We start from the raw sequence: 26,022 nt of genomic DNA, 5'->3' as shown, positions 1-26,022 counted from the left end.
AAGGATGGCAGATGTGCAAGAACATAAATTACTTAAAGGTATGAACCCTAAACAAAAAGAAGCTGTTCTGGCTACTGAAGGGCCATTATTGATTATGGCCGGAGCCGGAAGTGGGAAGACACGCGTCCTCACACACCGGATGGCTTATTTACTGCAAGAAAAACTCGTAAATCCCTGGAACATTTTAGCCATCACCTTTACAAATAAAGCTGCTAAAGAAATGAAAGAGCGGGTTACCCGTCTTGTTGGAACAGCTGGGAATGACATGTGGGTATCCACTTTCCACGCGATGTGTGTGCGTATTTTACGTCGGGAAGCTGAACAGATTGGTTATTCCCGTAATTTCACGATTTGCGATCAAAGTGAAACAGAAACGTTGATGAAACGCATCGTCAAGGACAAAAATCTGGATTCAAAAAAATTCGAACCGCGTGCGATTCTTGGCAAAATCTCTGGTGCAAAAAATGAATTGTTGACACCTAAAGAATATGCCAACATGACGGGAAATTATTTCGATAATATCGTGGCTGAGTGTTATGAGGCCTACCAACGTCATTTAAAAAATGCGCAATCGATGGACTTTGATGACTTAATTATGTTGACCGTTCAATTATTTGAAGATTACCCCGACACATTGGCGTACTACCAAAATAAATTCCATTACATCCATGTGGATGAATATCAGGATACAAACTACGCACAATACAAATTGGTCCAATTACTGGCCCAGAAATTCCAAAACATCTGTGTGGTAGGAGATGCGGATCAAAGCATTTATGGCTGGCGGGGCGCGGATATGTCCAATATCATGAATTTTGAAAAAGATTATCCCAAAGCCCAAGTTGTCCTTTTGGAACAAAATTATCGTTCTACTAAGACGATTCTGAAAGCGGCAAACGGAGTCATTAAAAATAACAATAATCGTAAAGATAAAAAGTTATGGACTGAAAATGTGGAAGGTGAGAAAATCACGTATTACCGCGCCCAATCTGAACATGATGAGGCCCGTTACATTGTCGGTACCATGCAGCAACAAGTTCGTGATAAAGGACGGAAATATGGTGATTTCGCTATTTTATACCGGACGAATGCCCAGTCACGGGTCATTGAAGATACATTGGTTAAATCAAATATCCGTTACAAAATGGTTGGGGGCCGTAAGTTCTACGATCGTAAAGAGATTAAAGACGTCATGGCCTATTTGCGCCTGATTTCCAACCCGGCTGATGATTTAAGTTTTAACCGAATCATCAATGTTCCAAAACGTGGAATCGGAGGCGTCAGTTTGCAAAAACTGTATGATTTCGCAGATATTTATGATTATTCCTATCTGGATGCAGCCAAAAATGTTAGCTTATCACCTTTAACAGGCAAAGCTGCGACTGAAACGGGTAAATTCGCTAAAATGATGACCGATTTGCAGAAGATGGTTGAATTCCTCTCTGTTACAGAAATAGTAGAAGAAATGTTGAAACAGACCGGTTACCTTGAAAGTTTGAAACAAGAAAATACGCTAGAGGCAGAAACGCGTATCGATAACATCAATGAATTCCTCTCGGTAACGCAAGAATTTGACAAGCAATCAGGAGGCGAGAGCGATTTAATAAGCTTCCTGACTGATTTGGCCTTGGTTTCCGACTTGGACCAGGTTGAAGAAGAACCACAAGCCGAAGTGACATTGATGACGATGCATGCGGCTAAAGGACTTGAATTCCCAGTCGTCTTCATTATCGGCGTGGAAGAAGGAGTTTTCCCATCTTACCGTTCCTTGATGGAAGAATCGGAGATGGAAGAAGAACGTCGCTTAGCTTATGTTGGGATTACGCGTGCGGAGCAGGAACTATTCATTACCAATGCATACAGTCGTTTATTGTATGGTCGTACTCAGAATAATCCTCCGTCTCGTTTCCTGGAAGAGATGGATGCTGATGTTTTGGAATACGCAAATGGTTCTGGTAAATCAGCGGCAACAACTGTACAATCACAATCTGTTCCATCTGCCAACACTTACCGCCAACGGTGGAAAAATGACCGTTATGACCGTGCCTTTTCGCAACCACAAGCAGCACCGGAAACAACACAAACCGTTGCTCAAGCTGGAAACAGTGGGGCTGATAAATTGGGCTGGAAAGTAGGCGACAAAGCGACCCACAAGAAATGGGGAACGGGGATCGTTGTTCAAACCACAGGCGAGGGCGACGGACTGCAATTGGACATTGCCTTTAAGGATATCGGTATCAAGCGGTTATTGGCGTCCTTTGCACCCATTGAAAAAGAATAGAGAGGGCTGGGAAACATGTCTAAAATAACCTTAGCAGAGTCAGAAGAACGCGCACGTTATCTTCGGGACCAATTAAATAGATTTGGCTACGAGTATTATGTCCTGGATGCACCGACTGTTTCTGATCAAGAATATGATCAGCTCTACCATGAACTTGTTGCCATTGAAACGGCCTATCCCGAATTAATTGTTTCAGAATCGCCAACGCAACGTGTGGGGGGGAAACTCTTATCTGGGTTTGAAAAAGTGGCCCATGACGTTCCAATGCTAAGTTTGGGAAACGCATTTAGTCTGGAAGATTTAGAAAATTTCGACCAGCGTATTCGCAAACTGACCGATAAACCATTCACGTATACTTGCGAACTGAAAATCGACGGCTTGGCCATCTCCTTAAAATACGAAAAAGGTATCTTCAAGCGTGGAGCAACGCGTGGGGATGGTACAATCGGTGAGGAAATCACTCAAAATTTGCGAACCATCAAAGCGATTCCGTTAAGACTACGAGAACCTGTAACCTTTGAGGTCCGGGGTGAGTGTTATATGCCAAAAAGTGCCTTCGCAAAATTAAACGAAGACCGGGATGAAAAAGGCTTGGAGATTTTTGCCAATCCCCGTAATGCTGCAGCTGGTTCCATTCGCCAACTCGATTCAAAAATTACGGCCGGTCGTAATTTAAATGTCTTTTTGTATGGTGCCGCTAATTTTGATGAACTGGCTGTGAAGACACAATCAGAGTTGTTGACGAAACTTTCAGAAATCGGATTACGAACAAACACGCTGCGACAAGAATGTGAAACCATTGAAGAAGTGTGGGCGTTTATTGAAGCAATGAGAGAAAAACGTCTCACGTTGCCATATGATATCGACGGCGTTGTTATTAAAGTGGATGATTTCGCTACGCAGGAAGAAATTGGCTACACTGTCAAAGCCCCGCGGTGGGCAATTGCTTATAAATTTCCAGCAGAGGAACAAGAAACCATCCTTCGTGATATTGAATGGACGGTTGGCCGTACCGGTGTAGTCACTCCAACGGCTATCATGGATCCTGTTTTTATTGCCGGTTCAACTGTTCAACGGGCAAGTTTGCATAATGTCGATTTGGTGAAAGAAAAAGATGTCCGCATCGGAGACACTGTTTTAATTCACAAAGCCGGAGATATCATTCCAGAAATTATTTCTGTCAATCTTGACAAACGGTCAGAAGACAGCGAACCTTACACCATCCCGACTAATTGTCCGGCGTGTGATAGCCACTTGGCACATTTGGAAGACGAGGTGGCCTTGCGATGTTTGAACCCACAGTGTCCTGCTCAAATGAAAGAAGGCTTGTCTCACTTTGTATCCCGTAATGCGATGAATATAACGGGGCTTGGTGTGCGCGTAGTGAGTCAAATGTATGAAAAAGGTTTAGTAAAAGACGTTGCTGGTTTGTATACATTGACTATGGATGATTTGTTGCAACTCGACAAAATAAAAGAAAAATCAGCGAATAATATTCTGAGTGCCATTGATAAAAGTCGAGAAAATTCCCTTGAACGCTTGATATTTGGTTTAGGCATCCGTAATGTTGGTGCCAAAGCAGCCAAAATGCTGGCGGAGGAATTTGAAACGATTGAGCGCTTGATGGCAGCTTCCAAGGAAGACATTGATGCCATTGAAGGATTTGGGGAAACGATTGCCGATAGTGTCGTGCAATTTTTCGCATTGCCTGAAGTCGCAGTATTGATTGAAGAATTCCGGGAAAATGGCGTCAATTTAATTTACAAAGGACCAAAGAAAGCCGCTGTCATTGAAAATGATTCGATTTGGCAAGGAAAAACAGTCGTATTGACTGGTAAATTGACCACCTATACACGTCCGGAAGCAACAGAAATGATTGAACGCCTGGGTGGAAAGGTGACCGGAAGTGTTTCGAAAAACACAGACTGGTTGATTGCTGGGGAAGATGCCGGCAGTAAGTTGACGAAAGCACAGTCACTGAATATTCCCGTTTGGACAGAAGCCGAAATGGTGCGTCACTTAGAAAGTAGTGGAACGAATGAAAATGAATAAACCGAGATGGAAAATGGGTGTGTTGCTGGCGAGCCTGGGCTTGTTAGCGGCCTGTACAGATTTGGAAAAATCAAGTGAACAAACACCGCAGACAAACAACAATCTGGTGCCAGTTGAAACGACAACCAATCAGCTCTCTAATGCTTATTATCGTGCGCTGATTGTGGATGGAACTTATAAGTCCAGTCAAAACCGCGGGGTGAGTCTGGAGTTGAATTCCACTGTAAACATGAAAGACTTTGAATCCGGCTTGCTGGATGTCGCACGCAGTGTGTTCTCAACGGACACGTATTATTTCCAGGAAGGCCAAGTTATTACTGAAGAAGTAGCACAAAGTTGGTTAGGTCGGAAAACAGAAGACAACCCAGATGGTTTGAATCCAACCGGAAATGATTCTGATGATCCTAAAACACGAGTTCCTAAATATTTATCACAAATCGTTGAACAGGATTATCTGGTTCAAACTGAAAAAGGTTTTGAATTAGGCGGTATTGCAATTGGCTTGGCGATGAACCAAATCGATTACTATACGACAAAAGATGAAAAAGATCGTATTTATACACATGAACAAGAACTTGATATCGCTAAAATTGAAGAAAATGCTAAAAAGTACGGGAACCAGATTGTAAGAAGATTGCGACAAGAAGAAGGTTTAGAATCGATTCCCATCGTAGTTGGTATTTTTATCCAATCACCTCAAGATAGTTTAGCAGGTGGGGTCTATAAGTTTGAAGGGTTGTCCCAGGAAGGAAATAGCGTGGATGAATGGGTGGAGCGTAAGGAAGAGAAAATTCTGTTTCCTTCTAACGAGGAATCAGAAGACGCTTCTCACTTTGCGAACTTCAAAAATGAAATCCAAAGTTTCTTCCCCAATTTAAGTGGGGTGACCGGTATAGGTCGTTATAATAATAGCCAACTCCAAAGTTTGGAAATTAATATCATGACCCAATTCTACGGTGAAACGGAAATCATCGCCTTTACGCAACATATTACCGATGCTGCAAGCCAATACTTGCCACAAGATGCGCAAATAGAAATAAAGGTGGAATCAATCGATGGGATTGAATCCTTTGTAGCCAGAGATAACGGTTCTCAGAACTTTACCTATCATATCTTTGATTAATCATTAAAGAACGTGTTCGAAACGCGTTAAATATGCTAAAATTGATAGACGAGAAAATGGAAAGAAGGGGAAACAATGGCAATTAGTGAAGAAGAAGTACGCCATGTAGCAAAACTGGCTAAACTTGAATTTAAACCAGAAGAAATTGCACACTTTACCGAACAAATGAGCGATATTTTGGATATGGTTGAACAACTGAATAGCGTTGATACAACAGATGTTCCAGTAACAACACATGGTGTAGTGTTGAAGAACGTGATGCGTCCAGACGTGGCTGAACCAGGAACTGATCGTGACTTACTGTTCAAAAATGTTAAAACAGCGGAAGGTGGCATGATTCAAGTGCCGGCAATTTTAGATAATGAGGTGGAGGGCGCATGAGTAAATATACTGAAACATTGAAAAGCCTTCACGAAGGGTTAGTAAATAAACAATTTTCTTCTGTTGAACTAACCAAAGAAGCATTCAAACGTATTGCGGAAACTGACTCAAAAGTTGAAGCATTCCTTGCTTTGAACGAAGCAGAAGCATTAAAACAAGCAGAAGCTGCAGACGCGCGTGGTTATTCAGACGGCAATGTTCTGAACGGTATTCCCTTGGGGATCAAAGATAACATTGTTACTGAAGGGTTAACAACAACAGCTGCTAGCCATATGTTGGAAGATTTTGTTCCGATTTATGACGCAACGGTTGTAGCAAAATTGAAGGAAGCCGGTGCGGTCAATGTCGGTAAACTGAACATGGACGAATTTGCTATGGGTGGTTCTACCGAAACGTCTTACTTCAAGAAAACAAAAAATGCTTGGGACTTGAGCAAAGTTCCTGGTGGTTCTTCCGGTGGTTCAGCAGCAGCTGTAGCTTCCGGTCAAATCCTGGGTTCTTTAGGAACAGATACGGGTGGATCGATCCGTCAACCAGCTGCCTTTAACGGTATCGTTGGTATGAAACCGACATATGGTCGTGTTTCTCGTTACGGTTTAATCGCATTCTCTTCAAGCTTGGACCAAATCGGACCATTCTCACGCACGGTAACCGATAATGCATTGCTATTGGAAACAATCAGTGGTTATGACAAACGTGATTCCACAAGTGCGAAACTTGAAGTTCCTAAATTCAGCGCAAACTTGAACGGTAAAGTAGCAGGCATGAGAGTAGCATTGCCAAAAGAATACTTCCAAGAAGGTGTAAATGCTGAAATTCAAGATGCAGTTCGCAAAGCGGCTGCACAATTTGAAGAAATGGGCGCAACCGTTGAAGAAGTAAGTTTGCCAACACTATCTTATGGTATTCCAGCTTACTACATTATTGCTTCATCAGAAGCATCTTCTAACTTACAACGTTTCGATGGTATCCGTTACGGTCACCGTGCTGACGATGTTAACTCATTGGAAGATATCTATGTGAAGAGCCGTTCTGAAGGTTTCGGTATGGAAGTAAAACGCCGTATCATGTTAGGAACTTTCTCACTAAGTGCAGGTTTCTACGATGCTTATTTCAAGAAAGCGGGTCAAGTACGTACGTTAATTAAACGCGACTTTGAGCGCATTTTCAGCGAGTACGACTTTATCTTGGGACCTACAACAACGACAACAGCATTTGATTTAGGCTCAAAGAGCGACAACCCGCTTGAAATGTACATGTCCGACTTATTGACTGTTACAATCAACCTAGCTGGTGTTCCTGCCATTTCTGTACCAGGCGGATTCTCCCAAGAAGGTTTGCCAATCGGTATCCAATTGATTGGTAACTACTTCGAAGAAGCAAAACTTTACCAAGCAGCATTTGCCCTCGAACAAGCAAATGACTATCATGCGAAACACCCAAACTTGTAGGAGGCGACAGAGATGAATTACGAAACAGTCATCGGACTTGAGGTCCACGTAGAATTAAAAACTGAATCAAAAATGTTCTCCCCATCTCCAGCACACTTTGGGGCAGAACCAAACTCAAACACAAACGTTATCGACTGGGGTTACCCAGGCGTTTTACCAGTTATCAATGAAGGTGCCATTGAATTCGGTATGAAAGCTGCTTTAGCTTTGAACTGTGAAATCAACCGCGAAACGCATTTTGACCGTAAAAACTACTTCTACCCAGATAATCCAAAAGCATATCAAATTTCGCAATTGGATCGTCCAATCGGCTACAATGGCTGGATTGAAATCGAAGTAGAAGGTAAAAAGAAAAAAATCCGCATCGAACGTGTCCACTTGGAAGAAGATGCTGGTAAAAACACGCACGGTTCCGACGGTTACTCTTATGTCGATTTGAACCGTCAAGGAACACCTTTGATCGAGATCGTTTCCGAAGCAGATATGCGTTCACCTGAAGAAGCATACGCATACTTGGAAGCAATCCGTGAGATCATCATGTATACAGGCGTTTCCGACGTGAAGATGGAAGAAGGTTCAATGCGTTGCGACGCGAACATTTCAATCCGTCCTTACGGCCAAGAAAAATTCGGTACAAAGACAGAGTTGAAAAACTTGAACTCCTTCAACTTTGTTCGCCGTGGTCTTGCATTTGAAGAAAAACGTCAAGCACGCGTATTGAACGCAGGTGGCGTGATTCAACAAGAAACACGTCGTATCGATGAAACAACGGGCGAAACAATTTTGATGCGTGTTAAAGAAGGGGAAAGTGATTACCGTTACTTCCCAGAACCAGACCTTCCAGAATTGGAAATTTCTGAAGAATGGATCGAAAAAGTACGCGCAGAATTGCCAGCAATGCCAAAAGAACGTCGTCAAAAATATGTATCTGAATATGATTTACCGGAGTATGATGCCATGGTATTGACGCTATCAAAAGAAATGTCTGATTTCTTTGAAGCAACAATTGCGGCTGGTGGCGATCCAAAACAAGCTTCAAACTGGTTGATGGGTGAAGTATCTGCTTACTTGAACAGCGAAAAAGTTGAGTTGGCAGAAACGAAACTAACGCCAGAAAACTTGGCAGGCATGATTACCTTGATTGAAGATGGTACAATCAGCTCGAAAATTGCCAAAAAAGTATTCCGTCTTTTGGCAACAAAAGGTGGCAATGCTAAAGAAGTTGTTGAAAAAGAAGGCTTGATTCAAATGTCTGATCCAAGCGCATTGTTACCAATCATCAATAGCGTATTGGATGCTAATCAACAATCAATCGATGACTTCAAGGCAGGTAAAGATCGTGCTAAAGGATTCTTGGTAGGTCAAATTATGAAACAAACAAAAGGCCAAGCGAACCCGGGTATGGTTAACAAACTGTTGGCTGAAGAATTAGGCAAGAGATAATTTAAAAGGATGACTGAGCGTGCTCAGTCATCCTTTTTTGGTTCTTGGTTATCTGGTGTTGGTGAAGGAAATGCCCTTCGGCCTGCGTGTTTGCTTGTGTACTGCCGTGGGACCGCCCCGAGCCTGTAGTCTCCGGGCTTGCAAGCCTCAAAGGGACCGTAGACGCTGAAGCATCAACGGTCCCTACTTTCGCATTGCATCCTGGACACGGCCACAAGCAACCCCACCGTCCTTCGGGATTTCCGCGAAGAATACCTACCAACACTATAAATAATAGAACCTCTTTTTTTGTACACGCGATTGGACATAACTATTAATTTTCCCGTAATTTAAAATCATCAGTAGGCACTAAAATAAGGAAAACCATTTTGTTTCCTACGATGGGCTCCTTGTGTGTCAATCATTCTCCAATATGTTATAATAGCCAACGTATCTGATTGTAGAAAGTAGATAGTTGAAAGTAGGGCAATCATAGATGAGAGCTAGAGTCATATATAATCCGTCTTCAGGACGGGAACAATTAAAAAAGAATATGTTGGATATCCTCGAAATATTGGAAGATGCGGGCTATGAAGCCAGTGCTTTTCCTACAAAACCAGAACCCAATTCGGCCGCAAATGAAGCGAGGCGTGCGGCGTTAAATGGGTTTGATTTAATCGTTGCAGCAGGTGGGGATGGAACGGTTAATGATGTCATTAACGGTATCGCAGGCCTACCAAAACGTCCAAAAGTGGGTATCATTCCAGCGGGAACGACCAACGATTATGCACGCGCATTGAAAATACCACGCAACAATTTATTGGATGCTGCTCGGGTTATCGCAGCGGGCAATGTGATTCCAATGGATATTGGGCAAGCAAACGATCAATACTTTGTAAACATTGCAGCCGGTGGTTATTTAACGGATTTAACCTACCAAGTTCCGGCAAAATTAAAAACGGCGTTCGGCTATTTAGCCTATCTAGTAAAAGGGGCGGAATTGTTACCAAGTGTTCGTCCTATCCATATGCATATTGAATATGAAGGCGGGGAGTACGACGGAACCGCATCGATGTTTTTTGTAGCAATGACAAATTCCACTGGTGGATTTGAAATGCTCGATCCCAATATCATGTTAGGGGATGGGAAGTTCTCGTTATTCGTTATAAAAACAGCCAATATATTTGAAATACTTCAAATCATTGCAGCCGTTTTGAATGGTGGCAAGCACATCGATCATCCACAAGTCCTTTACGCAAAAACGAATTTTGTTAAAGTACGTTCACGGGATGGCCATCGTTTGATGTTGAACCTTGATGGCGAATACGGTGGCGATGCCCCCGTAACCTTTACAAATCATCAACAACACATCAATATCATTGGTAATTATTTTGAACCTATTGGTGAACTTGAACCACAAGAGCCAAGAGATGCCTTTATGGAAACCGTGAATCAGCTTGAAGAAGAAAATGAACAATAAGACAAAGGCACCACTCGATAATTGAGTGGTGCCTTTGTGTATATTGTTAATTCCATGCAACTCATTCTCCCGCTAAATATCCCCAGAATGTGGAAAAGGGTATTTTCTTTTTTGGAGTTGATAGGAGTCTATCAAACAGAAACCGGTTCCCTATATGACGTTAAAGGTTTGTGAAAAAAGTTCTAAAATTTTAGTATAGTCAATATAGGGATAAACACCAAGAATAACAAGAATAATATTATCGTTAAATTAGTTAATCTGATATATATTGTTAATAATAGCAATTTTTTTTGGCTTTAAAATAACTAAACAGGCGCAATTTAGTTATTTTAGGCCCGATTATTACCATGTTTTGACAAAAAACACATTTTGAGTCAAACTTAAGGCAAAAGAAAACAGGAATAGTCATGGTTATGAAAACGGTTAACGTATATAATGATGACAGGACGTTGAAAGGGGAAGTCGACTTTGGATAATTTATTGGTTGGCACCAGGATAAAGGGAATTACTTATGAATTGGATTTCAACACCCATGATTCCAATGAGTTGGTATTACTGCATGGAGGGAATTGTCGTTTCCTGGTTGGAAATCAATTCTATTATCTGCAACCAGGTAACTTACTGATGCTCGATGGTAACGTTGTACACAAAGCCTATGTTTTTGGTGATCCCCTAGCATATGAACGCTCTGTTTTGAAATTTAAGACAGAATGGATTCAACCATTATTACAGGAATTGCATGTTGAAGAGGTATTAAACTTATTCAATGAGAGTAAGAATGGTTTGATTCGTCATTTTCCAAAGAAAGGCGAAGCAATCATTGAAGGCATGTTTCGTGATATCGAAAACCTTTGGGTGGAAGAAGGAAGAAACCTTTCTTCTATTGAAGAAGCTAAAATCAAAATGATGGTTGCGCAACTTCTCATTTACATGTACGAGTCAAAAAGTACGCGTGTTCATAAAGAAGACACACAACGGGATGAAAAAACGAAAATGGTAGAAAAGATTTCGAATTACTTATTTTCTAATTTTCATCATTCAATAACGATTGATGATGTGGCACATGAAGTAGGGTTGACAAAATCATATATGTCACATTTGTTTAAGGACATTACTGGTAATACAGTAATGAATTACTTAATGAATTATCGGCTTTCCCAAGCCCGTAACTACTTAATAGAAAGACCTAATGAACCTATTCGGGAAATATCAGTGGATTGCGGGTTCAAAAGCGAAGCGCATTTTAGTCGCTTTTTCAAAAAAAATATTGGTGTAACACCTAGTGAATATCGAAAAAATATAATAGAACAAGGAGAATCGGAAAATGGTAGATAAAGTTAAATTAGGAATTATTGGATATGGGGCAGAAGGTGGCATGTACGCAAACTTCTTCAAAACACAAGATGAGCGTTTGAATTCAGATTTGATTGAGTTGGTTGCAATTTGTGACAACGACCCAGTTAAAAAGGAAAAAGTTGCTGAGGATTTCCCTGGCCTACCATTTTTTGATAACTATTTAGACTTACTTGATTCAGGACTTGTTAATGCGATCGTTACCACTGTTCCTCATTACGATCACTGTGTAATGGGTATTGATGCATTGAATCGTGGCATTCACCTATTGGGGGAAAAACCAGCGGGTGTTTATACAAAAGAAGTTAAACGTTTGATTGAAACAGCAGAAAAAAATCCAGAAACAACATTTGCTATCTTCTTTAACCAACGTACAAATCCATTGTACCGTCGCGTTAAACAATTAATGGAAGAAGGCGCTATCGGTGAATTGCAACGTGCGACATGGATCATTACGACTTGGTGGCGTCCACAAGGTTATTACAACCAAAGCAGCTGGCGTGCAACTTGGGGCGGAGAAGGCGGCGGCGTTCTTGTAAACCAAGCACCTCACCAATTAGACTTGTTGCAATGGATTTGTGGAAAACCTGAAAAAGTATTTGCTAAAATGAAATACGGTGCAGGCCGTGATATCGTGGTAGAAAACGAAGTGAATGCATTGCTTGACTTCGGTAATGGCGCAACTGGTTCATTCATTACTTGTACAAATGACTTGACTGGTACAGACCGTCTTGAAATCTTCGGTTCAAAAGGAAAAATCGTTGTGGAAGGATCCAAGAAATTGATCGTCACACAACTGGTTAAACCTGAAGAAGAATTGTCTGAAAACATGGCAATGGAAGACGTTATGAAACTTTTCATGGGCCAATTGAATGCAGATGAAATGTACTCTGTTACAACAGAAGAATTCCAACAAAAAATGGGTGATCAACATATCGAAGTATTCAACAACTTCGCAAGCCATATTGTCAATGGAACTGAATTGTTGGCACCAGGTTCTGAAGGGATTAATGGTGTACGCTTGGCTAACTCCATGCATTTATCAGAATGGTTAGGTAAAGAAGTTGAATACGATCATGATTCAGATTTATACTTGGAAGAATTGAATAAACGCATTGCAGAAGAAGGAAAATTCGAAACAAGAGCATAATGATAATCGGAGGGACTAGAAAACATGGCTAAAATTGGTGTTCAAGCTTCAACGGTAAAAGAACAAATTAAAGAAATCGGCATTTATGAAACAATGAAGAGACTCTCTGAAATTGGTTACAATTCCATTGAAATTTCTCAAGTCGATACTACTCCTGAAAACATTGCGGCAATCCAAAAAGCTACAAAAGACTTTGGAATGGAAATTGCGTCCATGTCAGCATCTTTGGAACCACAAAAAGAAGGTGCGGAATCATTAACTACTGACTACGACAAAATCGTTGCTGATTGTAAAGCAGTCGGGGCAGACTTATTGCGGATTGGTATGCTACCTATGCCGGCAATGGCAAGTTTGGAAAAAGTATTGGAATTTTGTGAAAAAGTAAATGAAGTAACGCAAAAATTAAAAGAAGATGGCATTACGCTTTACTATCACAACCACCATGTTGAGTTCCGTAAGTACGATGGAAAAACACTGCTGGATATCATTCGTGAAAAAGCACCATTGTTGGGCTTTGAATTGGATGTTCACTGGATTCAACGCGGTGGGGCAAACCCATTGGAAGTCATCCGGGATTATAAAGGGAAAGTGGAATTGATTCACTTGAAAGATTACCGTGTCGGTGCTATTCCGCAAGAGGCTGTGGATGCTCTTTTCAAAGGAGAAATGGATCCGTTTATGCATGCCTTCACTAACTTGATAGAATTTGCTGAGTTAGGAACTGGAACAATGCCTTTGAAAGAAATCATTGAAGAATCCTTGTCCTCAGGCGTTCGCTACTTGCTGGTTGAACAAGATGATACATACGGAGTCGATCCATTTGAAAGTTTGAAAATTTCCTATGATCACTTGATTGAATTGGGTTACTCAGAATTATTCTAAAATTTAACCCCTCTGGAGAAAACAGCTTCTCCAGAGGGGTTTTTGTGTATGAAATGAGGAAGCTTACTAAAAATCAACAAACATGGTATAATGTGTATATAAGATTTTGAAATGAGAGGCGGAGAATCCGGCTCTTGTTATTATTTTCAAATCTATAAGGAGGAATACCATTGTATCAAGTTAATGATTATGTTGTTTATGGTAATGAAGGCGTGTGCCAGATTGAGGCAATTGAGATGCTTGATTTTACGAAATCAGGAAATGAAAGAGCCTACTATGTCCTTCAGCCAGTCTCTCGGAATGGTAAAGTTTATACGCCAGTTGATACGAAAGTCTTTATGCGACCCGTTATTTCGAAAGAAACAGCAGAAGCTTTAATTACACAAATTCCTTTGATTAAAGCTGAAACAGGGGGCCCTACAAACGCGGCAATTTTGAAGAATAAATACACTGAGACACTCCAAGAAAATAATTGCGAAGACCTCGTTCAGTTAATTAAATCTATTTATCAAAAAGGCGTTATAGCGCAAGAAAAAAATAAAAAAATGGGCCAAACCGACAAGTTCTTCCTACGTAAAGCTGAAGACTTGCTCTATGGTGAGCTTGCAGTTGTTTTTGATATGTCGACAGGTAGAGTACGCGAGTACGTCGAAAATAAAGTAGAAGCTATTATCGAAAGTAAATAATTATATAACTGTCTCAAATTTCAATTGTGAAATATGAGCAGTTTTTTTGTTATACTAGATAATATTGAAAAAAGAAAAAAGGAAGTAGTATAATGAACAAATTTATGCAGTGGTTTCAAAATATCATGCGCCAATCCAATGGCATTGATGATTTATCAACTTTTTTATTAAAAACAGGATCGATAATTGGGGTGCTTGGGTTCTTATTCAGTAATCGTATTATCATTTGGATAGGATTTATTCTCATTATCTTGATGTACATCCGTACTTTCATGAAAGACAAACAAAAATTTTACCAACACAATCGCAAATATCACGAAATACGAAATAAAATCATCAACTATTTCAATGGGCAACGTAATCTTGCCGAGCGTAAGCACAAGCGATTTAATCAACGAAAAACGCACCGTTTCTACAAATGTCCAAAGTGTGGGCAAAAAATACGTGTTCCCAAAGGTAAAGGGAAGATTGCCATTACATGTCCGTCCTGTTCTGAAAGGTTTGTGAAGAAGACGTGAAGAAATTAAAAAAATTCTCGTTTTGGGCCTTTCTTTTATTCCTGTTAACAGCCTGTACAAGCGTTGGACTAATTGAAGAAAGCGTCCAAACTGAATCAAGTACTCCAGCTGTTGCTGAAACGGTTATTTACGAAGAATGGTACTCCAGTAAAGAGGAAGTCGCTGAATACATTTATCTTTATGAAGAACTGCCCCCTAATTATCTAACCAAGAATGAAGCGCGGGAACTGGGTTGGGATAATGCTAAAGGAAACTTATGGGAAGTAGCGGAAGGGATGTCAATCGGAGGCGATTATTTCGGGAACCGTGAAGGACTGTTACCTGAGGAGTCCGGTCGCGATTATTATGAGGCAGATATTAATTATCAAGGTGGCTATCGTAATGCAGAGCGTATTGTGTTTTCAAATGATGGTTTGATCTATTATACCGATGATCATTATGAATCATTTGAACATTTATATGGGGAGGAGTAGACATGAAAAATATTCTTTTGGACGGGCGCGAGTTTGTTGACAAAGCAACGACTCATACAATCCTGAAAGATAAGTTGGAACTCCCGGAATATTATGGTAGAAACCTGGATGCCTTATGGGATAGCCTATCGACCAACTTTTCAGAAAAAGTGATTACAATCCAAGATCCTATTTTGATAGAAAAAAACCTCGGACGCTACGGCAAGGCTCTATTACGCTTGTTCGATGAATTGAATGAAGCCAATGATGCAATAACAATTGTGTATGCCTATACCTTCAATGAAAAAGAGACAGAATTCTAGGATTCTGTCTCTTTTTTGGTGTGGGATATTACTTTCGTATCGCGTTTATCAGCGATTTCTTTTGCCCGCTTTTCCGCTTCCTGTTTGGTCGGAAAAGTTTCCGAGGCTCGCTCTGCACCTTCAGTTTTTATTTCCCAATGCTCTTTGTCGGACACGTAACGTACATGTACATCTTTTTCAATATACTCGGGTCCCTTGTTATTATGATTTGTTTTATGGTCTTTTAAATCTTTATTCTTGAGCTTTCTTTTTTCGGAGGTGGTGGCATCTGCCACCCATTTCTTGGCTTGTGCAGTGGCAATAGGGATGGCATCTTCATCTTTGTACCCGTCTTCCAACATCGCATTAGCAATATCAATGGCTTTTCGTCTGGTGTCTGCATCTAAGTTTTTCCAACTATCGGGATAATCCTTTTCAGTCCAGGGCATTATCATCCACTCCTTTAGTCAATTGTAAAAGAAACTGTATCCAGATGCCATTTTTTTGCAAGAAGCAATGGACTTTCCTGACTTTTCTTGCTATATTAGTATGGATACAGAGCCGTTTTTTATTCTTATTCAAGTATTACAGTTATTCATTTTAGAGGACAACGAACCAACGTCTCTCTTTGCAGGGGCAAAGGGGGATGTTTTTTTAATGAAAAAAAAGGGAGCATAACAATGGATTTAAAAAAATTAGTCGCAACCGAACTACATGGTCATGTTGCTGAACACTTAAGTGAACAAGAAGTATTGGATTTGTTGGAAAAACCTAAACATTCAGAACATGGGGATATTGCTTTCCCAGCTTTTTCTTTGGCGAAGGTTTTCCGCAAAGCACCGCAAATGATCGCAACAGAATTAGCAGAAAAAATAAATAATCCGGCTATCGCAAAAGTGGAACCAGTTGGTCCTTACTTAAACTTCTTCTTAAATAAAGATTTAATCAGTGCCGAAATATTGAAAGAAATTACGGATGAAAAAAGTGCTTTTGGTAATTCAGATTTCGGAAAAGGACAAAATGTTCCGATTGATATGTCTTCACCAAACATAGCGAAACCAATGTCAATGGGACACTTGCGTTCTACGGTAATCGGTAATGCATTGGCAAACATTGTTGAAAAAGTTGGCTTTAAGCCCATTAAAATCAATCACTTAGGTGACTGGGGAACACAATTCGGTAAATTGATTGTCGCTTATAAAAAATGGGGCGATAAAGAAAAAGTTGAGCAAGATCCAATTGCTGAGCTCTTGAAACTTTACGTTCATTTCCATGAAGTTGCTGAAGAACAACCTGAGTTGGAAGATGAAGCACGTGCATGGTTCAAAAAATTAGAAGATGGCGATGAAGAAGCAACTGAGTTGTGGACACGTTTCCGCTCTGAATCTTTGAAAGAATTCATGAACGTTTATGACATGCTTGAAATCGAATTTGATTCATTCAATGGTGAAGCATTCTATAACGATAAAATGGATGAAGTTGTCGAATTGTTGGAAGAAAAAGGTATTTTGACTCAAGATCGTGGCGCCACGATTGTCGATTTGGAAAAGTACAACTTGAATCCAGCCTTGATTAAAAAATCAGATGGAGCTACTTTGTATATTACCCGTGATTTGGCAGCGGCAATTTATCGTAAACGTACATATGATTTTGCACTCTCTTTATATGCGGTAGGGAATGAACAGTCTAACCACTTTAAACAATTGAAAGCCGTGTTGAAGGAAATGGGCTATGATTGGGCTGAAAATATGCACCATATCCCATTTGGTTTGATTACCCAAGGTGGTAAAAAACTATCCACACGTAAAGGGAAAGTAATCTTGTTGGAAGAAGTTTTAAACGAGGCAACTTCCTTGGCTTTGGAACAAATCAACTTAAAGAACCCAACTTTGGAAAATAAAGAAGAAGTTGCTAAACAAGTTGGTATCGGTGCTGTTGTTTTCCACGATTTGAAAAATGATCGTCTGAATAACTTTGACTTTATTCTTGAAGAAGTTGTGCAATTCGAAGGTGAAACCGGTCCTTATGTTCAATACACAAATGCCCGTGCATTAAGTATCCTGCGTAAAGCTGATGTCGAACTAGATTTAAATGCTTCACTTAATTTATCTGATGACTATGCATGGGATGTATTGAAATTAATCAACAGCTTCCCTGACATTGTCATGACTGCTTTTGAAAAATTCGAACCATCCGTAATTGCGAAATATTCATTGCATTTGTCACAGGCGTTTAACCGCTACTATGCAAACACCAAAGTATTAGTAGAAGATGATGCCCGTAATGCCCGTCTTGTACTGGTTAAAGCAACAAGTGTTGTTTTGCAAGAGAGCTTACGTTTACTGGGCGTAAAAGCGCCTGATAGAATGTAAATAAGAGGAGATAGACTGCTTATGAAGTAGTCTATTTCTTTTAGTAGAAAGGAGGGGAAGACCAATGAAACGAAATAGAAAAAAGAAAAAGCGGAAATTACGTTTTGTCCGATATACGATTATGAGTTTAGTGGTGATTAGTACCTATTCGTTTTATCAAAAAATAGAGCCAATCGGTTTTATAAATTCGGGTAATTTAATTGAAAAAGAAGATGTTAAAGAACCATCATTACCAGAAACCGTGATTCCAGAAATCAACCGCAATCGGGTAGATTTGTCTAAAACAAATAGTCCCAACGTAATCTTGCTTGATTTTCAAACCGGTGAGACAGTAGCCGAAAAAGCAAGTAGTGAAATAGTCTTCCCTGCTTCCTTAACTAAAATTATGACGGTGGCTGTAGCACTGGATTATTTGACGGATTTTGATCAAGAAATCATCATGCAGGAAGAATATTTCGAAGGTTTATTTGAAGCCCGTGCTTCAATCAGTGGATTCGAGGCAGGAGAAAAAACGACCGTTCGAGAATTATTATACGGTGCTATTTTACCATCAGGAGCAGATGCTTGCTTGGCTTTGGCCTATCTCATTGCAGGGTCCGAGGCGGATTATGTCGCTTTGATGAATCAAAAAGCCATTGAATTAGGAATGACTCGCACACACTATGCGAATGCCACGGGATTGCATGATCCGGAAAATATTTCCAGTGTCGCAGATATCGCCAAACTTGTTCTAACTGCTCTGCAAAATTCCACCTTTTATGAAGTGTTTACTACCTTGCAACATGAGGTGCCTGCCACCAATTATAATAATGAAGGCTTTATCATGAACAGTACCATCTTTAATCCTTTGCTGAAGCTACCTGAACTAAAAGGGTTAATGATTGGTGGGAAGACCGGCTTTACGGAACAAGCGGGTCTCTGCCTGGCTTCCCTAGCACAAATTGATGGTAAGAAATATGTCTTGGTGACGGCAGGGGCGGACGCGATACCTGATTTCCCAGTTGACCAAGACCGTCATATTGAGGAGCCGTTGCATATTCAGGACGCTGCCAATATATATCGCCAGCTGGCGGAAGGGGTAGACCATGTATTTGACAATTGAACAAACCGCGGATTATTTGGATTTACCCGTAAGTGAAATTATTCGCCTTATGCGCGAAAAACAAATCCGCTATTTAAAAGTCGATGACGAGATATTCATTTATCGCGAACAGTTTAATCTTTTCCTGAAGGAAATAGAAAAACAGAAGCGGGCGCGTGATGAATATCTGGAAACGCCAATCCCGGAAGATCCTGATATAAAAGATGAAGACTAAGAAGTGAGTAGACAAAAAGGCCAGGACGCGGTCCTGGCCTTTCGATTTATCAAAATGGTGTTCCGAAAATTTGCACGAGATAAAACATCTCACCATCATAATGGACACCAACGCCTATTTCAGTAAACCCAGGCTCAATCATGTTCTGATAATGGCCTTCGCTTTCCACCCATCCCTCAAATAAGAAAGAAGCCATTTCGGTATCCGTACCATGATAAGTTCCCATTGCCAGGTTTTCACCAGCCATTTGGTATTCATAAACACCCTGCAAAACGGTATGGAAAGGATCTTCATTGGGGCGAGTGTGGGAAAAACTTTGTTCTGTTTCTAAAGCACGGGTGTCAGCCGCTTGAATCAGCATCTCATTTTGCGTAAGCTGGCCGACACCTTGTTCACGACGTAAGTCATTGGTAAGGTGGAAAATTGTATCCCGGATTAGTTCGATATCAATTTCTGCAGGTGCTTCGATGGGGGTGCGCATGAAGGAAGAGTTCGAGAGTGGTTCTTCTTGTTGGATTTCCTCAACCGTTAAAATCTCGTTCAATTTGGGGATGAGCTTGTCTTGTATAAAACCTGTATCAAACACATACCAAGCAAGCAAAAAAAGCACTAACAGGGTCACTATTCGTCTAAAGCCGCGCCGCATTTTATCATCCCCTTTTCAATGATTATATCAAAGAGCTTTTCCAGTCCCTAGCAAAATCAATTGATAGAGCTTATTGTTGAAATATGCTATGCTTTGGTTGGAAAAATGGAAGAGAAAGGAGGAGACTAAAATGCCCAGAATCAGCGATTGGCTTGTGATAGAACGTCCCCAAATAGCGAGTTTAGTTGTCCGGTCTACCGTTCCCTTAAAAGAATTGAAAAGTGAAATGGCAGAAGCACGTGAAAAACTCATCGCGTATTTTAATCTTATTGATGCTCATCCTGCCGGCGACTTTTTTGTGACCTATCATTCATTTTCCAAGAAAGACGTAGACATGGAAGCGGGGTACCCCACTTTTGAAAGGATGGCTGGTGAAGAAGAAATTACAACTTCCGAAAAAGTAGCGGGTTTGTACCTCTCTTGTATTCATCAAGGACCTCACAATAAGATTCCCCACGTATATCGTGAGATGGATGAATGGTTAAAAGAGAATCATTTTGAAACAACAGGGGAGTCAGAAGAAATATATTTGAATGAAGGGGTTCAAGAGGAGTTGTTATTGACACAAATCTTGATTCCTATTTTGGAGGATGTAAATGGAGAAAGAGAATAAAATGGGTACGATGCCCATTGGTCGCTTACTAATTAAAATGTCAGTACCAGTCATGATTTCGATGTTGGTACAAGCCTTATACAACATTGTTGACAGTATGTTTGTTGCCCAAATCAGTGAAGAAGCCTTGACGGGAGTAACCTTGGCATTCCCAATCCAAAACCTGATGATTGCAATTTCAGGTGGAGCAGGGGTTGGGATCAATGCCTTGGTTTCTCGTCGTTTAGGGCAAAAGAATCCAGAAGGTGCAGGAATCACTGCCGGTAACGGTTTATTTTTAAATATCATGCATTCATTAATATTTTTGATTGCCGGACTGTTCCTGGTACCGGCATTCTTTAATGCCCAAACAAGTAATCCCGAAATTATCGCGCACGGAACCGATTATTTGCGCATTGTATCAATTTTTAGTTTTGGTAGCTTCATGCAAATAACCTTTGAACGTTTTCTACAATCAACGGGATTGACTTTCTACTCGATGATTTCGCAAGCTGCCGGCGCCATTATTAATATCGTTTTAGACCCTATCATGATTTTTGGTTGGTTTGGCCTCCCTGCTATGGGAACAGCCGGGGCAGCTTGGGCAACGGTTATTGGTCAAGTTTTCAGTGCTTTGATTGGGTTTTATTTCCACCTAAAATATAACCATGAAATTAAATTATCATTGAAGAGTTTCAAGCCCAAAATGGCAATCATTAAAGAGATTTACTCTGTTGGTGTTCCGTCCATGATCATGATGTCAGTTGGTTCTTTATTGAATATTGCCATGAATAATATTTTGATTGGTTTCAGTTCAACGGCTACAGCCGTTTATGGCGTTTATTTCCGACTACAAAGTTTTGTGTTCATGCCTGTTTTTGGGATGAACAATGGAATGGTGCCGATTATCGGTTATAACCTGGGTGCACGTAAACCTGATCGGATAAAAGAAGCAATCGGATTGGCCATTCGTTATGCATCAATCATAATGATTACGGGATTTATTGTTTTTCAGGTGTTTCCCGAATTTTTACTGGGACTTTTTAATGCTTCCCCGCAAATGATTGAAATTGGGAAACCAGCTTTACGTATTATCAGTATTCACTTCATTTTAGCCGGTGCCAGTATTGTACTGGGTTCTGTTTTCCAGGCTTTCGGTTTAGGGAAATATAGTTTGGTTATTTCGATGATTCGTCAACTTGTATTACTATTACCAATTGCCTATTTGATGTCTTTAACAGGTAACATCAACAATATTTGGTGGGCATTCCTTATTTCCGAAATAGCCGCACTGTTATTGGGCATTCGTTACATGAAATTTGTTAACAAGCACTATATAGAACCACTTTATGGAGATGAAAAATTCTGAACAAGGGGATGTAAAAGTTAATATGACTGATGCTAATAAAAACTTTCGAGGAATTGTTCTATCTGCAGGAATTGCTACTGTTGCTTATGTGGTCAGTGCAATTCTTCCTTCCGGAATTCTGGGAGGAACCCTAATTGCGCTGCTGTTGGGAATGTTGTTAAATCCATTCGTTGCCCGCACAGATGGTTATGACAATGGTATAAATTGGACCGCTAAAAAAGTTTTGCGTGCAGGTATTATTCTGGCCGGGATTACGCTAAGTTTTTCCCAAGTTATCGAAGCAGGGAAATATGCGCTGGTTTTGATGATGTTCACTTTACTTACTGCTTTTGGAGTGGGCTATATTTGTAAAAAAGTATTCAAGATCAATTGGAAGTTGGCCAGTCTCCTTTCAATAAGTACGGCAATCTGTGGGGGAACAGCAGTAGCAACATTGGGCCCAACCATTCACGCTAAAAACCGTGACATCGCTTATGCAATATCGGCTACTTTTATTTTTGATATGCTGACAGTCATTGCATTTCCTTGGATTGGCCAAATGCTGGGACTGAGTGATACAGCGTATGGGCTTTGGATTGGGACGGCTGTAAATGATACCTCATCGGTCGTTGCGGCTGGATATGCTTTTTCCGAAGCAGCAGGTGTATTGGCGACTGTCGTAAAACTGACGAGAACTTTATTTATCGTCCCGATTGTTCTCATTTTTTCATGGATTTATGCCAAGAAAGAAACGCCATCGCAAGCAGCAGAAAAAGTGAGTGTCCGGAAGATTTTCCCTTGGTTTATAATGGGATTCTTGGCAGTTGTGGGAATTAGAAGTACAGGAATGTTGCCAGATTCCACTATTGCTGTCATTTCTTTCCTATCAAAATTCTTTTTATCCATGGCCTTGGCTGCTATCGGATTGAAAACAAGTTTCAAAGAAATTGCCGGGGTGGGAATCAAGCCCATGGTCGCGGGTGTCATCATTGATGTTTCAGTAGTTATTGTCTCATTATTTGCCCAAGCAGGCATTTTGCGCTATATGAATTAAAAAAACTGTCCTTTAGGGCAGTTTTTATTTTTGGAGATAAGATTAGGAATTAATCCAGTTATCGCATAAAATATAGGAAACGAGGCGGGGGGATTGAATGAAGAGTGAAAATTTAATGGCTGAACTAATGAAAGTACCTGGAATTGTTGGGATTGTATCGGGTGAAGCATTCCCGGACTCGGATCATGAACTTTGTTTGTATTATGAAGAATCGTTAGACTGGGACACAATAAATGAGATATTGGATAAGGATCAAAGTGCAGAAATTGGTCCCCTCTGGAGAAATTACGCACGTGTAGAAACAGCCATCGCTGATTGTTTGGAAGGACGTATCACCATTGATTATCGATCAGGACATCCTCACGGTTTCGTCAGTACGATTTATGCAGCAGAAATTTACGACAGCCAGATTCTATGGGAAAGTAGTAATAAGCCCTTATCAGCAATGAAGAAAAGACTCGAAGTTTACCCATCCAAATTGAAAACAGAAATAATCGACCATTTTATGTTCGAAGCAACTTATTCAATGGAGAATGCTGTTAAAGCAGCCGCTCGCGGTGATATTCATTATACTCTGGGTTGCTTCTTCCGAACGGTAAGCAGTTGGAATCAGGTGTTATTTGCCTTGAATCAGCGTTACTTGATAAATGAGGAAGGCGCTACAAAGAAGATAAAAAAATTGCCGATTAAGCCTGAGTACTATTTAGTTCGTACAGAACAAGCCTATACTTACTTTGCTTCTCACAACCCGGTATTAGGATTTGATGAGTATAAGCGTATTCATAATGAACTAAAAAAAATAGTTGCACAAAACCATTGATATTCACCATCATGATGCGGTACTATTGAATGTGATAATTTGAGTCGATTTTGAAAGAGGATGCGAAAATAAAGAGTAGGAAACGAAAGGGATTTTCGCCGAAGTATCAGCCTGATGCTGGGGTACATTCTAATAGGATGTACACTGTCTAATAAACAAGCCCATTGTTTATTTTGGAGAACTTTCATTATTGCGGGCAGAAGGACCCTTCGAAAGCCTTTTGCTATTCGGAGGGTATTTTTGTTTCTCGGCTTAATTAAAAAAAGGAGAGAACACAATGGAAAAAAAGAGATTTTCGTTTAAGATTCCCCACACTTACGTCCTTTTAATTGGCGTTATGTTGGTTATGGCAATCTTAACCTGGATTGTACCGGCTGGACAATTTGAAAGGATTGAACAAGCAGGACGAACAATTGCAGTACCCGGTTCATGGCACGCTGTGGCTTCAAACCCACAAGGATTTTTTGAAATCATCAATTCGATTCCGCGTGGTTTAACTGATTCGGCAGAGATTTCATTCTTCATCTTTTTGATTGGTGGCGCATTTACTGTCATCAATGAAACAGGTACGGTTGAAGCATTGATTTATAAACTTTCCCAAAAACTAAACGGAAGAGAGAGTTTGGTAATTCCGGTCTTCCTGATGGTGTTTGGTATCGCAGGCGCGACACTTGGTTTTTCTGAAGAAACAATTGTATTTATACCAATGGGTATTTCCTTGGCATGGGCGCTAGGATTTGATGCAATTGTAGGGATGAGTATTATTGCCTCGGGAGCGGCCATCGGCTTTAGTGCCGGCTTCTTGAATCCATTTGCAGTTGGGATTGCACAAGGGATTGCGGAACTACCTACTTTTTCTGGAATGGGAATGCGAATCGCATTGTTCATAGTTTTATGGATTATTACATCTGTATACATTATGCGTTATGCCAACATGGTTAAAAAAGACCCAACCAAGAGTTTTGTTTACAACGAATTTGATCAAGAGCATAAAGTTGAGAAAACAGATTTCGTTGAAATGGAAAGACGTCACATTATGGTTGGCTTGATTTTCTTGGCAGGCATCTTGGCCATTGCTTTTGGGGTCATTCAATACGGGTGGTATATTCAAGAAATCGGGGCAATTTTCATGATTACCGGTGTTATTGGTGGTTTTGCTTATGGTTATGGACCAAGTAAAATTGCCGATTTGTTTGTAATAGGTGCGAAAGATATGGTCTTTGCTGCACTAATTGTTGGTGTGGCACGTTCAATTGTAATCGTTATGGAAGATGGCATGATTATTGATACAATCGTTAACTTCTTGGCAGGAACCGTTGAAGGGTTGCCTGGTGCGCTGGCGGCAGTCGCTATGTACGTCATCCAAATCATTATCAACTTCATTATCCCTTCTGGATCCGGACAAGCAGCGGCAACCATGCCAATCATGGTGCCACTTGCGGATGCTGTGGGTATTACTAGACAAACAGCCGTTATGGCTTATCAACTAGGGGCAGGCTTCATGGATTCCATTATGCTGACATCAGGTGTTTTGATGGCGCAACTATCCATTGCCAAAATCCCTTATAGTAAATGGGTGCGCTACTTAGGCCCGCTTATGATTATTTGGTTGTTAGTAGGGGTAGTCTTCTTGGTGATTGCCTACTACACAAACTACGGACCGTTTTAATAAAGAGTAATAAAAACGTCACGTTTCCATTCACTGGAACGTGACGTTTTTTATGTTTTCTGCATGAAATAGGTTATCCCCAATGAAGTTGTGCATAACTCAAGCGTGAACTACTCGGGCATGAATGCCCGAGCTTCTGGGAACAACGCTGCCTTACCCGATGGGTTTCCAACGGGCAGCGGGTACGTCTCTTGACCAGAGCCAGTCCCTGGCTCGTGCCGTTTACCGTCCGGCGGACGCTTTGGCAAGGATATTCCTTGCAGCATTGATATCCCGGTCGTGATGCGCGTGGCATCCCGGACAGGTCCATTCGCGGATGTGGAGCGGCTTCTTTCCGTCCGGACGCCCGCAGGCAGAACAATCCTGGCTCGTGTAAGACGCGTTAACCAGGACCAGGTTCTTTCCATACCACGCGCACTTGTATGCCAGCATGGACTTGATTATCGCCCAGCTGGCGTCCGCGATGGAGCGGGAAAGTTTCCGGTTCTTCATCATGTTTTGGGTGCGTAAATCCTCCAGGACGATAGTGTCGTAGTTTTGGACGAGATGGGTCGTGTACTTGTGCAGATAATCGTTGCGCTGATTCCGGATTTTGCGGTTGTACTTCGCGACCATCTCTTTCGCCTTCTGGACGTTGCGGAAGGACGACAGTTCCAACTCTTCTCCGGTCGT

Annotated in this window: 25 protein-coding genes and 1 riboswitch; of the genes, 22 read left to right on the top strand and 3 right to left on the bottom strand. The window is 40.8% G+C overall.

All coding sequences use genetic code 11. The features are described from left to right. The first annotated feature begins 4 nt into the window (after positions 1–4). From pcrA to ACTU7M_RS05610, 14 genes are all read left to right on the top strand, one after another. Positions 5–2,281 (top strand): DNA helicase PcrA, encoded by a 2,277-nt coding sequence (gene pcrA, locus ACTU7M_RS05675; protein ID WP_443473419.1) that lies wholly within the window; start codon positions 5–7, stop codon positions 2,279–2,281. Between the two features lie 15 nt (positions 2,282–2,296). Beyond that, a complete protein-coding gene (gene ligA / locus ACTU7M_RS05670; RefSeq protein ID WP_443473418.1) occupies positions 2,297–4,333 on the top strand; it encodes an NAD-dependent DNA ligase LigA in 2,037 nt (678 codons plus the stop codon). Continuing rightward, on the top strand, positions 4,320–5,456 hold the full coding sequence (locus ACTU7M_RS05665) for a CamS family sex pheromone protein (protein WP_443473417.1): 1,137 nt from the start codon (positions 4,320–4,322) through the stop codon (positions 5,454–5,456). The genes ligA and ACTU7M_RS05665 overlap by 14 nt, the downstream gene beginning before the upstream one ends. Before the next feature lie 75 nt (positions 5,457–5,531). Beyond that, entirely contained in the window at positions 5,532–5,837 is a 306-nt protein-coding gene (gene gatC / locus ACTU7M_RS05660; protein WP_443473416.1) for an Asp-tRNA(Asn)/Glu-tRNA(Gln) amidotransferase subunit GatC, read from the top strand. After that, complete coding sequence (gatA, locus tag ACTU7M_RS05655; protein ID WP_443473415.1) at positions 5,834–7,288, top strand: Asp-tRNA(Asn)/Glu-tRNA(Gln) amidotransferase subunit GatA; 1,455 nt, start codon at positions 5,834–5,836, stop codon at positions 7,286–7,288. The genes gatC and gatA overlap by 4 nt, the downstream gene beginning before the upstream one ends. Before the next feature lie 12 nt (positions 7,289–7,300). Beyond that, the gene (gatB, locus tag ACTU7M_RS05650; RefSeq protein WP_443473414.1) at positions 7,301–8,731 is read left to right on the top strand and encodes an Asp-tRNA(Asn)/Glu-tRNA(Gln) amidotransferase subunit GatB; all 1,431 of its coding nucleotides are present in this window, start codon (positions 7,301–7,303) and stop codon (positions 8,729–8,731) included. A gap of 475 nt (positions 8,732–9,206) precedes the next feature. Next, on the top strand, positions 9,207–10,190 hold the full coding sequence (locus ACTU7M_RS05645; protein WP_443473413.1) for a diacylglycerol kinase family lipid kinase: 984 nt from the start codon (positions 9,207–9,209) through the stop codon (positions 10,188–10,190). A gap of 468 nt (positions 10,191–10,658) precedes the next feature. Beyond that, complete coding sequence (locus tag ACTU7M_RS05640) at positions 10,659–11,525, top strand: AraC family transcriptional regulator (protein WP_443473412.1); 867 nt, start codon at positions 10,659–10,661, stop codon at positions 11,523–11,525. Then, positions 11,515–12,693: a Gfo/Idh/MocA family protein gene (locus ACTU7M_RS05635; RefSeq protein WP_443473411.1), complete on the top strand. Its 1,179-nt coding sequence runs from the start codon at positions 11,515–11,517 to the stop codon at positions 12,691–12,693. Before ACTU7M_RS05640 ends, ACTU7M_RS05635 begins: the two co-directional genes overlap by 11 nt. A gap of 24 nt (positions 12,694–12,717) precedes the next feature. Further along, a complete protein-coding gene (locus tag ACTU7M_RS05630; protein WP_443473410.1) occupies positions 12,718–13,575 on the top strand; it encodes a sugar phosphate isomerase/epimerase family protein in 858 nt (285 codons plus the stop codon). A gap of 170 nt (positions 13,576–13,745) precedes the next feature. Next, positions 13,746–14,261, top strand: a complete 516-nt coding sequence (locus ACTU7M_RS05625; protein WP_443473409.1) for a CarD family transcriptional regulator — start codon at positions 13,746–13,748, stop codon at positions 14,259–14,261. Between the two features lie 92 nt (positions 14,262–14,353). Next, entirely contained in the window at positions 14,354–14,779 is a 426-nt protein-coding gene (locus tag ACTU7M_RS05620; protein ID WP_443473408.1) for a hypothetical protein, read from the top strand. Then, positions 14,776–15,252 (top strand): ribonuclease domain-containing protein, encoded by a 477-nt coding sequence (locus tag ACTU7M_RS05615; protein ID WP_443473407.1) that lies wholly within the window; start codon positions 14,776–14,778, stop codon positions 15,250–15,252. The genes ACTU7M_RS05620 and ACTU7M_RS05615 overlap by 4 nt, the downstream gene beginning before the upstream one ends. 2 nt (positions 15,253–15,254) lie before the next feature. Further along, entirely contained in the window at positions 15,255–15,554 is a 300-nt protein-coding gene (locus tag ACTU7M_RS05610) for a barstar family protein (RefSeq protein ID WP_443473406.1), read from the top strand. Here the strand turns inward: ACTU7M_RS05610 and ACTU7M_RS05605 are convergent. Next, positions 15,551–15,982, bottom strand: a complete 432-nt coding sequence (locus ACTU7M_RS05605; RefSeq protein ID WP_443473405.1) for a DUF2188 domain-containing protein — start codon at positions 15,980–15,982, stop codon at positions 15,551–15,553. The two genes, ACTU7M_RS05610 and ACTU7M_RS05605, sit on opposite strands and share 4 nt — an antisense overlap. Positions 15,983–16,213: 231 nt before the next feature. Here ACTU7M_RS05605 and argS point away from each other — a divergent pair, with 231 nt between their 5' ends. The 3 genes from argS (at position 16,214) to ACTU7M_RS05590 (ending at position 19,221) form a co-directional block, all read left to right on the top strand. Further along, entirely contained in the window at positions 16,214–17,905 is a 1,692-nt protein-coding gene (gene argS / locus ACTU7M_RS05600) for an arginine--tRNA ligase (RefSeq protein ID WP_443473404.1), read from the top strand. 64 nt (positions 17,906–17,969) lie between these two features. Further along, the gene (locus ACTU7M_RS05595) at positions 17,970–19,007 is read left to right on the top strand and encodes a D-alanyl-D-alanine carboxypeptidase family protein (protein ID WP_443473403.1); all 1,038 of its coding nucleotides are present in this window, start codon (positions 17,970–17,972) and stop codon (positions 19,005–19,007) included. Continuing rightward, complete coding sequence (locus ACTU7M_RS05590) at positions 18,991–19,221, top strand: helix-turn-helix domain-containing protein (protein ID WP_443473402.1); 231 nt, start codon at positions 18,991–18,993, stop codon at positions 19,219–19,221. Before ACTU7M_RS05595 ends, ACTU7M_RS05590 begins: the two co-directional genes overlap by 17 nt. A gap of 49 nt (positions 19,222–19,270) precedes the next feature. On the opposite strand, the gene ACTU7M_RS05585 is transcribed toward ACTU7M_RS05590, so the two are convergent. Next, positions 19,271–19,867: a CAP domain-containing protein gene (locus tag ACTU7M_RS05585; RefSeq protein WP_443473401.1), complete on the bottom strand. Its 597-nt coding sequence runs from the start codon at positions 19,865–19,867 to the stop codon at positions 19,271–19,273. A 130-nt stretch (positions 19,868–19,997) separates the two neighbouring features. On the opposite strand from ACTU7M_RS05585, the gene ACTU7M_RS05580 reads away from it, so the two are divergent. From ACTU7M_RS05580 to ACTU7M_RS05560, 5 genes are all read left to right on the top strand, one after another. After that, the gene (locus ACTU7M_RS05580; protein WP_443473400.1) at positions 19,998–20,480 is read left to right on the top strand and encodes a GyrI-like domain-containing protein; all 483 of its coding nucleotides are present in this window, start codon (positions 19,998–20,000) and stop codon (positions 20,478–20,480) included. After that, positions 20,464–21,828, top strand: a complete 1,365-nt coding sequence (locus tag ACTU7M_RS05575) for an MATE family efflux transporter (RefSeq protein WP_443473399.1) — start codon at positions 20,464–20,466, stop codon at positions 21,826–21,828. The genes ACTU7M_RS05580 and ACTU7M_RS05575 overlap by 17 nt, the downstream gene beginning before the upstream one ends. Next, positions 21,809–22,861, top strand: a complete 1,053-nt coding sequence (locus tag ACTU7M_RS05570; RefSeq protein WP_443473398.1) for a YeiH family protein — start codon at positions 21,809–21,811, stop codon at positions 22,859–22,861. Before ACTU7M_RS05575 ends, ACTU7M_RS05570 begins: the two co-directional genes overlap by 20 nt. Before the next feature lie 97 nt (positions 22,862–22,958). Continuing rightward, positions 22,959–23,681, top strand: coding sequence for a hypothetical protein (locus ACTU7M_RS05565; protein WP_443473397.1), 723 nt, complete (start codon positions 22,959–22,961; stop codon positions 23,679–23,681). A gap of 46 nt (positions 23,682–23,727) precedes the next feature. Beyond that, positions 23,728–23,873, top strand: a riboswitch (Lysine riboswitch). An 85-nt stretch (positions 23,874–23,958) separates the two neighbouring features. Next, entirely contained in the window at positions 23,959–25,350 is a 1,392-nt protein-coding gene (locus tag ACTU7M_RS05560) for a YfcC family protein (protein ID WP_443473396.1), read from the top strand. A gap of 222 nt (positions 25,351–25,572) precedes the next feature. Here ACTU7M_RS05560 and ACTU7M_RS05555 read toward each other — a convergent pair whose 3' ends face one another. Further along, positions 25,573–25,965 (bottom strand): RNA-guided endonuclease InsQ/TnpB family protein, encoded by a 393-nt coding sequence (locus ACTU7M_RS05555; RefSeq protein WP_443473589.1) that lies wholly within the window; start codon positions 25,963–25,965, stop codon positions 25,573–25,575. Between the last annotated feature and the right edge of the window lie 57 nt (positions 25,966–26,022).

Source organism: Jeotgalibaca sp. A122 (assembly GCF_052266715.1).
Lineage (GTDB): Bacteria > Bacillota > Bacilli > Lactobacillales > Aerococcaceae > Jeotgalibaca.
The sequence above is the reverse complement of the archived record's forward strand: the minus strand, read 5'-3'. Positions and strand labels throughout refer to the sequence as shown.

Coding starts and splice junctions, on each gene's coding strand:
- ACTU7M_RS05590 (WP_443473402.1), top strand. CDS start 18,991: ATGTATTTGACAATTGAACAAACCGCGGATTATTTGGATTTACCCGTA.
- ACTU7M_RS05610 (WP_443473406.1), top strand. CDS start 15,255: ATGAAAAATATTCTTTTGGACGGGCGCGAGTTTGTTGACAAAGCAACG.
- ACTU7M_RS05635 (WP_443473411.1), top strand. CDS start 11,515: ATGGTAGATAAAGTTAAATTAGGAATTATTGGATATGGGGCAGAAGGT.
- ACTU7M_RS05560 (WP_443473396.1), top strand. CDS start 23,959: ATGGAAAAAAAGAGATTTTCGTTTAAGATTCCCCACACTTACGTCCTT.
- ACTU7M_RS05665 (WP_443473417.1), top strand. CDS start 4,320: ATGAAAATGAATAAACCGAGATGGAAAATGGGTGTGTTGCTGGCGAGC.
- gatA (WP_443473415.1), top strand. CDS start 5,834: ATGAGTAAATATACTGAAACATTGAAAAGCCTTCACGAAGGGTTAGTA.
- gatB (WP_443473414.1), top strand. CDS start 7,301: ATGAATTACGAAACAGTCATCGGACTTGAGGTCCACGTAGAATTAAAA.
- ACTU7M_RS05565 (WP_443473397.1), top strand. CDS start 22,959: ATGAAGAGTGAAAATTTAATGGCTGAACTAATGAAAGTACCTGGAATT.
- ACTU7M_RS05585 (WP_443473401.1), bottom strand. CDS start 19,867: ATGCGGCGCGGCTTTAGACGAATAGTGACCCTGTTAGTGCTTTTTTTG.
- gatC (WP_443473416.1), top strand. CDS start 5,532: ATGGCAATTAGTGAAGAAGAAGTACGCCATGTAGCAAAACTGGCTAAA.
- ACTU7M_RS05580 (WP_443473400.1), top strand. CDS start 19,998: ATGCCCAGAATCAGCGATTGGCTTGTGATAGAACGTCCCCAAATAGCG.
- ACTU7M_RS05605 (WP_443473405.1), bottom strand. CDS start 15,982: ATGCCCTGGACTGAAAAGGATTATCCCGATAGTTGGAAAAACTTAGAT.
- ACTU7M_RS05620 (WP_443473408.1), top strand. CDS start 14,354: ATGAACAAATTTATGCAGTGGTTTCAAAATATCATGCGCCAATCCAAT.
- ligA (WP_443473418.1), top strand. CDS start 2,297: ATGTCTAAAATAACCTTAGCAGAGTCAGAAGAACGCGCACGTTATCTT.
- ACTU7M_RS05645 (WP_443473413.1), top strand. CDS start 9,207: ATGAGAGCTAGAGTCATATATAATCCGTCTTCAGGACGGGAACAATTA.
- ACTU7M_RS05575 (WP_443473399.1), top strand. CDS start 20,464: ATGGAGAAAGAGAATAAAATGGGTACGATGCCCATTGGTCGCTTACTA.
- argS (WP_443473404.1), top strand. CDS start 16,214: ATGGATTTAAAAAAATTAGTCGCAACCGAACTACATGGTCATGTTGCT.
- ACTU7M_RS05630 (WP_443473410.1), top strand. CDS start 12,718: ATGGCTAAAATTGGTGTTCAAGCTTCAACGGTAAAAGAACAAATTAAA.
- ACTU7M_RS05555 (WP_443473589.1), bottom strand. CDS start 25,965: ATGGTCGCGAAGTACAACCGCAAAATCCGGAATCAGCGCAACGATTAT.
- ACTU7M_RS05595 (WP_443473403.1), top strand. CDS start 17,970: ATGAAACGAAATAGAAAAAAGAAAAAGCGGAAATTACGTTTTGTCCGA.
- ACTU7M_RS05570 (WP_443473398.1), top strand. CDS start 21,809: ATGGAGATGAAAAATTCTGAACAAGGGGATGTAAAAGTTAATATGACT.
- pcrA (WP_443473419.1), top strand. CDS start 5: ATGGCAGATGTGCAAGAACATAAATTACTTAAAGGTATGAACCCTAAA.